This window comes from Phytohabitans flavus, assembly GCF_011764545.1.
Classification (GTDB): domain Bacteria; phylum Actinomycetota; class Actinomycetes; order Mycobacteriales; family Micromonosporaceae; genus Phytohabitans; species Phytohabitans flavus.
In genome coordinates this window covers 2,250,575-2,263,367 of record NZ_AP022870.1, presented here as the reverse complement: position 1 = coordinate 2,263,367, position 12,793 = coordinate 2,250,575, and the positions used below count along the sequence as shown (strand labels likewise).

Here is a 12,793-nt window from a genome sequence, read left to right as displayed (position 1 = left end):
CCTTCAGGTCAGGACGCGCGCGTCCGCGTGGAGGAAACAGCCGGGCACGCGCTCCGACCCGCCGACGTGAGAGCGCTCTCCCAGCGCGATTAGAGTGACGGCTGTCGCTCCCCAATGTCAAGGGATTGTTTTGGCGTGGTTTCCAGATAGTTGCGCTGCCACCGCGCGGTCCGCGTCCTCGTCGACCAGGTCGTGGTTGATCGCCGCGCCCGCCATCACGCCCTGCGCCGCCGCCGAGATGACCTGGGCCATCAGGTCGGTGACGTTGCCGGCGACCCAGACACCGGGCACGTCGGTCTGCCCGGTCGGCCCGGCCGGGTACGCCATGCCGGCGCCCATCGGGTGCTCCACCGGCTTCAGCCCCAGGTCGGCCAGCACCGGCGAGGAGGCGACCATCCGGGACGTCACCGCGACCACCTCGCGGGCCACGACCTCGCCGCCCGCCAGGCGCAGCCCGGCGACCCGGTCGCCGTCCACCTCGACGGCCACCACCTCGCCCTCGACCACCCGCACGCCCCGGGCCGCCAACCGCTCGGCCTGCTCCGGCGTCAGCGGCGCCGCGGTGTGGGTGAAGAGCACCACGTCTGGCGACCACTGGCGGAAGAGCAGCGCCCGGTCGGCCGCCACCGCACCACTGCCGAGCACGCCGATGGCCTTGTCCCGGACCTCCCAGCCGTGGCAGTACGGGCAGTGCACCACGTCCCGCCCCCACCGCTCGCGCAGCCCGGCCACGTCGGGCAGCTCGTCCACGAGCCCGCTGGCCACCAGCAGCCGCCGGCCCGCGAGCCGGCCACCGCCGTCGAGGTCGATCTCGAAACCATCGCTGGTACGGCGGGCGCCGCGCACCACGCCGTCGAGAATGGTGCCGCCGTACCGGGTCACCTCGGCCCGCCCCTGCGCGACCAGCGCGGCCGGGCTCATCCCGTCCCGGGTGAGGTAGTTGTGCACGCCGGCGGCGGGCGCGTTGCGCGGCTCCCCCGCGTCCACGACGGCTACCGCGCGCCGGGCGCGGGCCAGGGTCAGGGCGCCGCTCAGCCCCGCGGCGCCACCACCGATCACGATCACGTCGAACTGTTCCATGCGCTTTTCCATGCGCTCGACAGTGGCCCCGTGCCCGTTCGGCGGCAAAGGTTCTTGCCGTTATGGCAAACTGGCCGGGTGGAAGGCGACCTTGAGGGGGTACTGGCCGCGGTCGGCCCCGGCTGCGGGAGCTGCGCCAGCGGCGCCGCACCACGCTGACCGACCTCTCCACCGCGACAGGCATCTCGGTCTCCACGCTCTCCCGGCTGGAGTCCGGCCAGCGCCGCCCCACCCTCGAGCTGCTGCTGCCCCTGGCCCGCGCGCACGGTGTGCAGATCGACGAGCTCGTCGGCGCGCCACCCACCGGCGACCCCCGCGTGCACATGCGCCCGATCCGCCGCAACGGCATGACGATGGTGCCGCTGACCCGCCGGGCCGGCGGCGTGCAGGCGTACAAGCTGATCTTCGGAAGCGGCCGGTCCAAGCCAGAGCCCAAGACACACGAGGGCTACGAGTGGATGTACGTCCTCAATGGACGGCTCCGGGTCCTGCTCGGCGACCAGGACCTGGTGCTGGAGCCGGGCGAGGCGGCCGAGTTCGACACGCGGGTACCGCACTGGTTCGGCGCGCTCGGCGACGAGCCGGTCGAGGTGCTGAGCCTGTTCGGCCCGCAGGGCGAGCGCGCCCACCTGCGGGTCGGCACCACCCGCACCCGCCGCGCCGATGCGGCGAGCTCCTGACCGTCAGGCCGGGCCGGCGAGGCCGACCAGGTTGCCCTCCGGGTCGGTGAAGTGCGCGACCACCAGGTCGCGGCCCGGCGGGCGCTCCGGCCCCATCACCCGCTTACCGCCCAAGCTCTCCGCCTTGCGCAGCGCCGCCTCCACGTCCGGCACGCCAACGTAGAAGACGGTCTGCCGCTGGTGACCGGCGCCACCGCCGACGCCGCCCGGGATCCCGCTCTCCGGCTGGGTGAACCCGTACCGCCCGTCCTCGGAGACCGACGCGGCGACCGGGCCGCTCGTGTCGAACTCCCACCCGAAGAGGTCGCCGTAGTAGCCGCGGAGCCCCTCGGGGTCATTCCCGATGATCTCGAAATGCACAACCGGCTGTCCCATGTTTTTGAACCTACAACGCTCGTCAGGTTGCCTGCTTCCGGCCGCCTGAGCTGAGGTTGCGACGGCCGTCAAGTTGGCGCTTACGGCCGCCAGACCAGGAGCACCGTGTCTCGCAGGCGCTCGGCGAACCGGCCCGACGGGGACGCCGAGCGCAGCAACGCGCGCAGGTCCCGCTCGAAGTCGGCGACCCGCTCGCCGAACAGGTGCGGCGCCGACGAGGAGAGCGAGAAGACCATCGCGACGACCTGGTCCGCGGACCGCTCGTGCACGGCGCCGCCCTCAACCGGCAGCCGCTCCGGGCCGGTGTAGCCAGCCGCCCGCATCACCTCCGCCTCGCCGGACGGCGTGCCCTGCGGCAGGAACCCGGTCCCGGCCCTACGCACCGGCCCCAGGTACCGCCGCACCAGCGCGTCGATCTCGTCGCGAGGTGGCTCCGGGTGGGGCAGCGGTTGGTCGCCGGGCGCGCCGCGGTCGGTGACCCCGTCCACGTGTACCCAGGCGCCGCCGGGCTCGAGCATGTCGCGGACCCGCCGGGCAACGAGCGGGCGATCCATCCAATGGAACGACTGTGCGAACGTCGCCACCCGGAACGTACCCAGCCCGGCCAGCAGCTCCTCGGCCCGCAGGTGCCTCCACTCCACACTGTCCACACCCGACCGCCGCGCCTCGGCGATCATGTCGCCGTCCGCGTCCACGCCGACCGCGCCGGCGAAAAGCGGTGCCAGCAGCCGGGTCAGCGTGCCGGGCCCGCACCCCACGTCGAGCAGCCGGCCCCGCCCGTCGAGTCCCAGCCCGTCACGGAGTACATCGGCGAGCCGCTCGGGGTACGGCAGCCGGCCGGCCGCGTAGTACCGGGCGCTGCCGGCATAAAGCGCGTCATTCACCGGCCGACCTTAAGGCTCGCGGGCGCGGCCGTCTGCCGGCTTCTCGCGGGGTACGGTGCTCGGATGGACGAGAGGCATCCAGCTCTGGCCCGGCTCGACGCGCTGGTCGGGCGGTGGATCGTGCAGCCGAGGGTGGCGGGACTCGGCGCGGGGTGGAGCGAGTTCGCGTGGGTGGAGGACGGCAAGTTCCTGCGCCAGTTCTCCGACTCCGACCCGCTGCCGGAGTCGGCGCCAGCCGTATGGCGGGAGAACAACCCCCTCCCCACCACGGCGCTCATCGGCCTGGACGACGCGGCGGAGCGGTTCACGATGCTGTACGCCGACCGGCGCGGCGTGTACCGCGTCTACAAGATGACGTTCGACGGTCGGGTGTGGACAGTGTGGCGCGATGCGCCCAACTTCAACCAGCGCTTCACCGGCACACCGAGCGACGACGGCCGGACCATCGACGGCCAGTGGGAGATGTCCCGCGACGGCGAGACATGGAACGTGGACTTCGCAATCACGTACACCCGCGAGGCTTAGTCCTCAGTGGTGCCTAGTTTGTCCGCTTGTGCAGGAAGCGCATCGGCGCTAATGTTTTGCTCCGGCTGGGCGGCGCGCGCCGATCTTTGAGACGGCAGGTCAATGCGTATCTCCTGACCAAAAGCCAAGCGCGAGGCATCTGGACCAACGACACGTTGATATTCCTCATCCAGGATCTTCACGAAGCGTTTCCGACCCCTGGAGCTCAGATAGGAGAAACGCCAGGCCTCCCACCACTCTCGAGAGATCCGATCGTTGAAAAGACGTGCCGCGTTCCCCCGCAGGGTGCGCACAGACATCATCCGCAGATCCCAAGCCATGGCCCAGTGGCTGACGATGAGGTTCGCGTAGACCTTCAGCGTCGCATCGCCGTCCACCGTCGGGTCGACGCCGTCGACGTAGAGGAACTTTGGATCTTGAAGGGCGAGTTTGGTCAGCTCAAGGTGCTGCTGCTTGAAGGAGTAGAGCTGCGTCATGCGATTCTGCCGCCATTGCAGCAGGAGCGACGCGGCCACCCCGCAGAAAGCCAGGCTGGACAAGATCGCCGAGACTCCAGCATAGGCGTCGCCCACATTGGCGAGGAAATCCCAATCCCCGCGACTCCCCGCGAGCCAGCCGAGAAGTGCGGGCGCTTGGGATATCAAGACCAACAATGTCACACCAAAGGCGATCACCGATGCCGCCGGCAACCACGGCCAACCTTCTCCACGGCGCAGCACAGCAACCTCCCTCAGCCGTGCTAGCTGGACCAATCACGTAGGGCATTTTCATTGTTACACCAACGGGCGACATTCTTCAAAATAAAAGACCTTGATCTCTTTCTGAATCATGACGAAGGCGGAACGGCTAATATGCGCAACTCCCAACAACCAATATCAACGAAATGGTCGATGAACGGCACGTCCGCTGTCCCGGCAAGGAGGGGATGATCCATGTTCACGACGATCCAAACACCCTGGTACAAGAGCACGCGCAGTGCGATGGGTAACGAGTGCGTCGAAGTACGGGCCGCCGGCTCCGTCGTCCAGGTCCGCGACTCAAAGCAACCCGACACGGGAACGCTGTCGTTCGTTCGCGGATCTTGGCACGGTTTCATCGAGGGTCTGAAGCTGGGCGAGTTCGACCGGACCCTTTGAGCCGTCCCTCAGGATGGTGCCGGTATCGGCGCCGGGCCGGTCGACTCGCGGACGGTGAGGTGGGTGGGTAGGACGACCGTGCGGCGCACGGCGTCCGGCGGCGTCGGGCCCTTGAGCCGGGAGAGCAGCATCGCGACCGCGACCCGGCCCGCCTGGCCGATCGGCGCGGTGAGCGTGGTGAGCGGCGGGTGGCAGAAGTCGGCGCCGAAGATGTCGTCGCAGCCCACGATGCTCAGGTCGCCGGGCACCCGGACACCCCGCTCGGCCAACCGGCTCAGCATGCCGATCGCGAGCAGGTCGTTGAAGACGACGCACGCGGTGGCCCGGGTGTTGACCACGGCGTCGGCCGCCGCCGTGCCGGAGGGTCGGGAGCCGGCGAACGGGCCGACGCGGCGCACCTGGAGCCCGTGCTTCGCGGCGGCGGTGCGCATCGCCCGCCAGCGCGCCTCGTTCGGCCAGGAGCGCTCGGGGCCGGAGACGTAGATCAGGTCGTGGTGGCCGAGCGAGGCCAGGTGCTCGACGGCCTGGGCGATGCCGTTCGGCGTATCGATCATCACGCTCTGCACGCCGCGCACGTTGCGGTTGATGGTGACCAGCGGGATCTCCGCCGCGAGCAGGCTGAGCGCCCGCTCAGGCAGGCGGGAGGCGGCGAGGATCGCGCCGTCCAGTGACTGCCGCATCCGGTGCAGCATCTGGGTTTCGACCTCGGCCGAGTCTTCGCTGTCGATGAGCAGCTGGGCGTACCCGGCCGCCTTCAGCGCCTGGTGGGTGCCGCGGATGATGCCGAAGTAGAACGGGTTGGTCACGTCGGAGACGAGCACCGCGATGGTCTGCGTGTGCCCGGAGGTGAGCGCCCGGGCCTGCGTGTTCGGGATGTAGTTGAGCTCGCGGGCGGCGGCCTCGATGCGCTCGCGGGTGGCCGCGCTGACCCGGCCCGGCTTAGTGAGCGCACGCGAGACGGTGGAGGCGGCGACCCCTGTCGCCGCGGCGATGTCGTTGATGGTCACCGGGCGGGTGCGTTCCTGCACGGGCTCAGGCAACCACAGATGGCAAATGATGGCAAACGGTTGCCACGAGATTGCCGTGGAGTTACGTTCGCCACCACCGCAATGAGGAGTACCGATATGAAAGCCATCCGCGGCGCCATAACGCTCCTTCTCGGCTCGGCCTTGTTGACCGCCTGCGGCTCCGACGACGGCGGCGGCACCGACGGCGCGGGCAAGACGCTCGACGTGCTGATCGGGGCCAATACGATCTATCCGGAGCAGCAGCGCAAGTGGTTCGACGATGTCTCCGCCAAGTTCAAGGAGCAGACCGGGGCGACGGTGCGGTTCGAGACCTTCGCCACCCCCAACGACGAATTGACCCGCATCCAGACGTCCGTGCTCTCCGGTCAGGGACCGGACGTCTACGCGCTCGGCACCACGTTCACTCCGACGGCGTACTCGACCAAGGCGTTCGTCGAGCTCACCGCCGAAGACTGGACGAAGCTCGGCGGGCGCGACAAGTTCCTGCCGTCCACATTGGGCATCTCGGGGCCGGACGAGCAGCACGAGGTCGGCGTGCCGTTCACGAGCCGGCCGTTCGTGATGGCGTACAACAAGGAGCTGCTGGCCAAGGCCGGCTACGACAAGCCCGCCGACAGTTGGGACGGGCTGCGCGACCAGGCGAAGAAGCTCACCGCCGGCGACGTGCACGGCCTGGCCGTGGCGTACGCGGACAGCTTCGACCCGTGGAAGTTCATCTGGGCCATGTCGCTTCAGGCGGGCAACCCGCTCGTCAGTGACGGCAAGGCACGGCTCGACGATCCGACGACCGCGGCGGCGTACCGCACGTACCTCGGCTGGCTCGCCACCGACAAGGTCGTCGACCCGGCCGCGGTCGGGTGGAAGAACGCACAGGCGATCGCCGCGTTCGGGCAGGGCAAGGCGGCGTTCCTGCCGATGGTCTCGGCGACGTCCAAGGTGACACTGGACAAGTCGTCGGTGGCCGGCAAGTACGCCTACGCCATCATGCCGACGATCCCGCCCGGCGCCACCTCGCTGCCGTCCGGTGGCGAGGGCGCGACGAGCATCCTGTCCGGTGACAACCTCGTCGTCGCCTCGTACTCGAAGAACAAGGACCTGGCGCTCTCGTTCGTGAAGATGCTGACCGACGTGGATTCGCAGCGGACGTACTACCAGACGTTCGGCGAGCTGCCCACCAACGCCACGTTCGCGAAGGAGCTGCAAGCCGACCCGGCGCTCGCCGCGATGGTGGAGTCGTCGTCGAAGGCGGTCGGGACGCCGTTCACCGGGGCGTGGAGCCAGATCCAGCTCGCCCTCGTCAACGTCGTCGTACAGTCGGTGCCCGGCCTCTCCTCGGGCACAGTGGACGACGCCAAGCTGAACGGGCTCATCAAGGAGGCCCAGTCGACCGCGCAGGGCGCGCTGGACAAGGCCAAGTGAGTCGCACACGTCGCGTCGCCGAGCGCCAGCGTCCCCTGTGGATGCTGGCGCCCGGCGGTCTGCTGCTGGTGCTCGTGGTCGGCGTCCCCCTCGTGGTGGCCGGCCAGATCTCGCTGCTCGACCTCGACCAGTACACGTTCCGGCAGTGGCTGGACGCGCCCTTCGTCGGGTTGGACAACTACGTCGAGGCGGTACGCGACTCCGCCCTGCCGCACGCCATCTGGGTCAGCGCCGCGTACGCCTTCCTCGTCACGCTGATCACGCTGCCGGTCGGCCTGGCCGCCGCTCTCGCCGCGCACGACAGGTTCGCCGGCCGCGGGCTGGTCCGCTCGGTGCTGCTGATCCCGTACGTGCTGCCGGCCTTCGTCGTCGGTACGGTGTGGCGCATCATCCTCCAGCCGGACGGCGTCGCCGACTCCGCGGTCGGCCGTCTCGGCCTCGACGCCGGACTGTGGCTGAACGGGCCGCGCAGCTTCTGGGCGCTCGTCATCGTGCAGGCGTGGACCGCGTGGCCGCTGCTGTACCTGCTCGCGCTCGCCGGGCTGCAAACCGTCGACCCGGAGGTGCACGAGGCGGCCGCGATCGACGGGGCGGGATGGTGGGTGAAGCTGCGCCGGCTCATCTTCCCGTACCTGCGCGGACCGATCGCCCTCGGCCTTGTCATCACGTTCCTGCACAGCGTCAACAACTTCACGCTGCCGTTCGTGCTCTTCGGCGTGCCCAGCCCGCGGGACGTGGAGGTGCTGCCCGTGCTGACCTATGTGGAGAGCTTCCAGAACTTCCAGTTCGGCCTCAGCGCGGCGATGGCGGTCTTCTCGCTCGCCGTGGTCGCGGTGCCGATCGTCGCGTACCTTCGGGCGGTGCGGCTGACATGAGACACACCCGCCTGCTCCCCCGGCCGGTACAGACGGCGGTGCTCGTCGTGCTGCTGCTCACCGTGCTCGGCCCGGTGTCGTACATGGTCTTCGCATCGGTCAGCTCCGACCTCGACGTCGCGTCCGGCGCGTACCTGCCGACCACAGTGGACCTCGGTGCGTACCGCCGCATCTGGTCCACGGTGGACCTCGGCACCGGGCTGCTCAACAGCCTCCTCGTCGCCGGCGTGGTCGCGGCCGCGTCGGCCTTCGTGTCGGTCGGCAGCGCGTACGTGCTGGTGCGCTTCGCCTTCCGCGGCCGAGTCGCCATCCTCCGCGCGCTGCTGGCCATGCAGAGCATCCCGGGCACGCTCATGCTGCTGCCGGTCTTCGTGCTCTTCGCCAGCGCCTCGGCCGCGATCGGCGTACAGGTCATCGGCACCCGCTGGGCGCTCGGGCTCACCTACCTGACGTTCGCGCTGCCCTTCTCCACCTGGGTGATGGTGACCTACCTGCGCGGCCTTCCGCCCGAGCTCGACGAGGCCGCCCGCATCGACGGCGCGTCATCCTGGCGCATCCTCACCCGCATCATCATCCCGCTCAGCTGGCCCGGCCTTGTCGTGTCGGGCATCTTCGCGTTTCTGCTCGGCTGGAACGACGTCCTCTTCGCCTCGGTGATGACCGACCCGGACACGCGCACGGCCGCCGTCGCGCTCCAGGTCTTCGGCGCCACCCAGGAGGGTGGGGCGATCCCGGTGTACGGGCAGCTGATGGCCGCCGCTCTCGTCTGTGCCGCCCCTGTGGTGGTCTTGTATCTGGTGTTCCAGCGCTATCTGGTCGGCGGGTTGACCGCGGGAGGAGTCAAGTGACGGTGGGGTACACGCGGGCCGACTGGGAGTCCCTCGCCGACCGGCTGCTGCTCGCGGTGCGGCCGTACGCGTCGCCGCGGCACGCGCTCGTCGACCTGCCGGGGCCGGTCAGCCGCTCCGGCGCGTGGAGCGACGGCTTGGAGGGGTACGCCCGGACGTTCCTGCTCGCCGCGTTCCGGATCGCCGGTGCGGGCGGCGCCGACCCGCACGGCTTCCTCCCGTGGTACGCGGAGGGGCTGGCCGCCGGTACCGACCCCGCGTCGCCCGAGCGCTGGCCCACACTGCACGAGCGGCGGCAGGCCCGGGTGGAGGCGGCCTCGGTGGCGATCGCGCTGCACGAGACCCGCCCGTGGTTGTGGGACGCGCTCGACGAGCCGGTGAAGGCGCGGGTCGTCGACTGGCTCGCCGCGTTCCTCGGCACGAGCGGGTACGACAACAACTGGATCTGGTTCCAGAACATCGCCGAGGCGTTCCTGCGCACGGTCGGCGGGCCGTGGTCCAAGGAAGACATCGAGCGCAACCTGAGCCAGCACGACGCTTGGTACGTGGGCGACGGCTGGTACTCCGACGGTGGCTCGGGCGGCGACGCCCGCCTCCCCGGCGGCGTGGGGAGGTGCCAGAACTTCGACTACTACTGCGGCTGGGCGATGCAGTTCTATCCACTGTGGTATTCGCGGATCCTCGGCGAGCGCCCCGACCCGGTGTGGCTGGAGCGGCTCACCACGTTCCTCGGCGACGCGCGGCACCTTGTCGCGACCGATGGTGCCCCGCTCTTCCAGGGGCGCTCGCTGACGTACCGCTTCGCGATGCTCGCCCCCTTCTGGACCGGCGCGCTGGCCGGCGCCACTCCCCTGCTACCGGGCGAGACGCGACGGCTGGCGGGTACGGTGCTGCGGCACTTCGTCGACGGCGGTGCGGTGGACGCGCGCGGGCTGCTCTCGATCGGGTGGCACGGCCCCTTCCCCCGGATCCGGCAGCTCTACAGTGGACCCGGCTCGCCGTACTGGGCCAGCAAGGCCTTCGCCGGCCTGCTGCTGCCGCCGGACGACCCGGTGTGGACCGAGCCGGAGCAGCCGCTGCCGGTGGAGCGGGGCGACGCGGTCGTCTCCCTGCGCGCGCCGGGCTGGGTGGTCTCGTCCACGGTGGACGACGGGATTGTGCGGGTCGCCAACCACGGCAGCGACCACCTGTGGGACCGGCACGCCGAGGTGGACGACCCGTTCTACAAGCGGCACGCGTACTCCACCCACGCCGCCCCCGACCTCTCCGACCGGGCGCACCGCGAGCCCCTCGACTCGCACGTCGCCCTCCTCGACGCCACCGGCCGCCCGTCCCACCGTGGCCGGATCGAGCGGGTCGCGCAGGGTACCCACTGGGCGGTGTCCCGCTGCCGCCCGATGTGGCTGCACCCGTCCGGCGCCGGCGCCCCGGCCGCCACCTGGTACGGCATCCGCACCGGCCCTTGGCTCACCACCGCTTCCGTCCTGCGCGGCCCGGTCGAGGTCCGGCTCGTCCGGGTCCACGGCGCGCGGGTGCCGGAGTCGCTCGGCGAGGACCCCGAGGCGCACTGGCCGGCCGACCCCGGCCCGTGGCGGCTGCACCTGGGCGGCTGGGCGGTCGCCGGCGAGCGGGTGGCGGTGGCGGCCGGGGAGGGCTGGGCCCGGGCGTCGTCGGCCCGGCTCACCGGTGCGCTGTACGCGCTGCGCGGCTTCGACGACATCGGCGTGAGCGAGGGCGACGGGGCCAACCCGCTCGGCCCCCGCTCGGCGGTGCCGTGGGCCCGTACCCGGGACGCCGTCGCGGAGGGCGAGGTGCTCGCGGCGGCCGTGGTGCTGACCGGCGCCGACCCGCAGGTGGCAGCCGACCTCGCGACGGCGGTCGAGGTGGCGGTCACGGACGGCACGGTGACGGTCCGTTGGCCGGGCGGCGAGGTGGACACGGTCCCGCTCGACTGACTTGCCGAAGACTAGAGGGGCGGGCGCCGCGGGACGCCCGCCCCTCGCCTTGTCCTCAGCGCGCCAGGCGCCGCGCGACCGCGGCTCGATCAGTTGTTCGAGGCGGTCGAGGATGCGGTTCTTCGTGGTGGCGTAGCATCGGCTGCCTCAACGCGCGAATCTTCCGCATCGGGCGAAACAGAAGGATTTTTGGGGTGCCAGGAGAACAGGTGCCGGAAGCACAGGTTCCGGACGTACCGGTACCAGCTGGACAGGTGCCGGACGAGCAGGTGACAGACAAGCAGGTGACAGACAAGCAGGTGCCGGAGGAGCAGGTGCCGGACGAGCAGGCCGCGCCGGCGCCGGACCAGCGGAGACGACGGCCCTGGCGGCGCGGCGTCTCGATCGGTCTGACCGTCCTCGCCGCCGCCCTGGTCCTCGCCGCCCTCGTCGCCCCCGACGACCTGGAGCTACTGAGTCCCGGCACCTTCGTCCGCATACCCCTCGAAGCCCTCGTCGGCGCCGCGGTCCTCCTGCTGCTGCCGGCGACGGCCCGGCGCGTGGTGGCGGTCGTCGCCGGTGCGTTCCTCGGCGTCCTCGCCGTCGTACGCATATTCGACATGGGCTTCCTCTCCGTGCTCGACCGCCCGTTCGACCTCGTGCTCGACTGGGTGCTCCTCGACGACGGGCTGGTCGTGCTCCGCGACTCGGTGGGCCAGGCCGGCGCGGTCGCCGCGGTCATCGGCGCCGTTCTGCTCGCGGTCGCCGTGCCCGTCCTCGTGGCCTTCTCGGTACTGCGACTGTCCACTGTGGCCGCCATGCACCGCACCGCGACGGCCCGCGTGGTGGGTGCGCTGGCGGCCGCCTGGGTCGTGTGCGCGGTGGTCGGCGTACAGGTCGTGTCCGGCGCGCCGGTCGCCTCGCGGGACACGGCCGCGCTCGCGTACAGCCACGGGCGGCAGGTGGTGAACAGCCTGCGGGACCGGCAGGAGTTCGCGGACGAGGCGGCCGCCGACGCGTTCCGGAACACCCCGCCGGACCAGCTGCTCGGTGCGCTGCGCGGCAAGGACGTCATGCTCGTGTTCGTGGAGAGCTACGGGCGTTCCGCGGTGGAGGACCCCGAGTTCGCGCAGGTGGGCGGGCTGCTCGACGAGGGCACCCGGCGGCTCGCCGCCGCCGGGTACGGCTCGCGCAGCGGCTGGCTCACCTCGCCCACCTCGGGCGGCGGCAGCTGGCTGGCCCAGTCCACACTCCTGTCCGGCCTGTGGATAAACAACCAGCAGCGGTTCCGGACCGTGACCTCCAGCGACCGGCTCACGCTCACCAGCGCGTTCGCCAAGGCAAGCTGGGACACCGTGGCCGTCATGCCGGGCATCACGCGGGCCTGGCCGGAGGGGCATTTCTACGGCTTCGACCGGGTGTACGACCTGCACACCCTCGGCTACCGCGGCCTCGGCTTCAGCTGGGCGACAATGCCCGACCAGTACACGATGCTCGCGTTCGAACGCATGGAGAACTCCAAGCCCGGCCATCCGCCGCTGATGACGGTGATGCCGCTGGTGTCCAGCCACGGCCCGTGGACACCGCTGCCGAAGTGGCTCGACTGGGACCAAGTTGGGGACGGCTCCATCTACATCAACGACGCGCGGGTGGGCGACACGCCGGAGGAGGTGTGGAAGGACCCGGAGCGGGTGCGCACCCAGTACCGCCTCTCTGTGGAGTACTCGCTCAACACCCTCATCTCGTATGTGGAAAAGTTCGGCGACGACAACCTGGTCATGGTCGTCCTCGGCGACCACCAGCCGGCCCGGATCGTGACCGGCGCGGACGCCTCCCACGACGTACCCATATCGATCGTCGCCCACGACCCGGCCGTGCTCGACCGGATCTCCTCATGGGGATGGCAGGACGGGATCAAGCCCGGCCCGCAGAGCCCGGTGTGGCGGATGGACGCCTTCCGGGACCGCTTCCTGACCGCCTACTCACGCTGACAAAACCCCACAAAGCTC

12 protein-coding genes and 1 pseudogene are annotated in these 12,793 nt (G+C 70.6%); 8 read left to right on the top strand and 5 right to left on the bottom strand.

Features of this window, described 5'->3' with window-relative positions:
- Nucleotides 1-117: 117 nt before the first annotated feature.
- Nucleotides 118-1,080, bottom strand: a complete 963-nt coding sequence (locus Pflav_RS09690) for an NAD(P)/FAD-dependent oxidoreductase (protein ID WP_377309229.1) — start codon at nucleotides 1,078-1,080, stop codon at nucleotides 118-120.
- Between the two features lie 78 nt (nucleotides 1,081-1,158).
- On the opposite strand from Pflav_RS09690, the pseudogene Pflav_RS09685 reads away from it, so the two are divergent.
- A pseudogene (locus tag Pflav_RS09685) lies at nucleotides 1,159-1,760 on the top strand (helix-turn-helix domain-containing protein).
- Nucleotides 1,761-1,763: 3 nt separating this feature from the next.
- On the opposite strand, the gene Pflav_RS09680 reads toward Pflav_RS09685, so the two are convergent.
- Together Pflav_RS09680 and Pflav_RS09675 are read right to left on the bottom strand one after the other, a co-directional pair.
- A complete protein-coding gene (locus Pflav_RS09680) occupies nucleotides 1,764-2,135 on the bottom strand; it encodes a VOC family protein (protein WP_173035510.1) in 372 nt (123 codons plus the stop codon).
- Between the two features lie 80 nt (nucleotides 2,136-2,215).
- The gene (locus Pflav_RS09675) at nucleotides 2,216-3,019 is read right to left on the bottom strand and encodes a class I SAM-dependent methyltransferase (RefSeq protein WP_173035508.1); all 804 of its coding nucleotides are present in this window, start codon (nucleotides 3,017-3,019) and stop codon (nucleotides 2,216-2,218) included.
- Between the two features lie 63 nt (nucleotides 3,020-3,082).
- Here Pflav_RS09675 and Pflav_RS09670 point away from each other — a divergent pair, with 63 nt between their 5' ends.
- Nucleotides 3,083-3,544, top strand: a complete 462-nt coding sequence (locus Pflav_RS09670; protein WP_173035506.1) for a hypothetical protein — start codon at nucleotides 3,083-3,085, stop codon at nucleotides 3,542-3,544.
- On the opposite strand, the gene Pflav_RS09665 is transcribed toward Pflav_RS09670, so the two are convergent.
- Entirely contained in the window at nucleotides 3,541-4,263 is a 723-nt protein-coding gene (locus Pflav_RS09665; protein ID WP_173035504.1) for a DUF6082 family protein, read from the bottom strand. The two genes, Pflav_RS09670 and Pflav_RS09665, sit on opposite strands and share 4 nt — an antisense overlap.
- 213 nt (nucleotides 4,264-4,476) lie before the next feature.
- Here Pflav_RS09665 and Pflav_RS09660 point away from each other — a divergent pair, with 213 nt between their 5' ends.
- A complete protein-coding gene (locus Pflav_RS09660; RefSeq protein WP_173035502.1) occupies nucleotides 4,477-4,680 on the top strand; it encodes a DUF397 domain-containing protein in 204 nt (67 codons plus the stop codon).
- Nucleotides 4,681-4,688: 8 nt separating this feature from the next.
- Here Pflav_RS09660 and Pflav_RS09655 read toward each other — a convergent pair whose 3' ends face one another.
- Nucleotides 4,689-5,720, bottom strand: coding sequence for a LacI family DNA-binding transcriptional regulator (locus Pflav_RS09655; protein ID WP_173035500.1), 1,032 nt, complete (start codon nucleotides 5,718-5,720; stop codon nucleotides 4,689-4,691).
- Nucleotides 5,721-5,804: 84 nt separating this feature from the next.
- On the opposite strand from Pflav_RS09655, the gene Pflav_RS09650 reads away from it, so the two are divergent.
- From Pflav_RS09650 to Pflav_RS09630, 5 genes are all read left to right on the top strand, one after another.
- Complete coding sequence (locus Pflav_RS09650) at nucleotides 5,805-7,127, top strand: ABC transporter substrate-binding protein (RefSeq protein WP_232071179.1); 1,323 nt, start codon at nucleotides 5,805-5,807, stop codon at nucleotides 7,125-7,127.
- Nucleotides 7,124-8,002 (top strand): carbohydrate ABC transporter permease, encoded by an 879-nt coding sequence (locus Pflav_RS09645; protein ID WP_232071177.1) that lies wholly within the window; start codon nucleotides 7,124-7,126, stop codon nucleotides 8,000-8,002. The genes Pflav_RS09650 and Pflav_RS09645 overlap by 4 nt, the downstream gene beginning before the upstream one ends.
- Nucleotides 7,999-8,850, top strand: coding sequence for a carbohydrate ABC transporter permease (locus tag Pflav_RS09640; protein ID WP_173035497.1), 852 nt, complete (start codon nucleotides 7,999-8,001; stop codon nucleotides 8,848-8,850). The genes Pflav_RS09645 and Pflav_RS09640 overlap by 4 nt, the downstream gene beginning before the upstream one ends.
- A complete protein-coding gene (locus Pflav_RS09635; RefSeq protein WP_173035495.1) occupies nucleotides 8,847-10,805 on the top strand; it encodes a DUF2264 domain-containing protein in 1,959 nt (652 codons plus the stop codon). The genes Pflav_RS09640 and Pflav_RS09635 overlap by 4 nt, the downstream gene beginning before the upstream one ends.
- Nucleotides 10,806-11,014: 209 nt before the next feature.
- The gene (locus tag Pflav_RS09630) at nucleotides 11,015-12,775 is read left to right on the top strand and encodes an alkaline phosphatase family protein (RefSeq protein WP_232071175.1); all 1,761 of its coding nucleotides are present in this window, start codon (nucleotides 11,015-11,017) and stop codon (nucleotides 12,773-12,775) included.
- Nucleotides 12,776-12,793 lie beyond the last annotated feature (18 nt).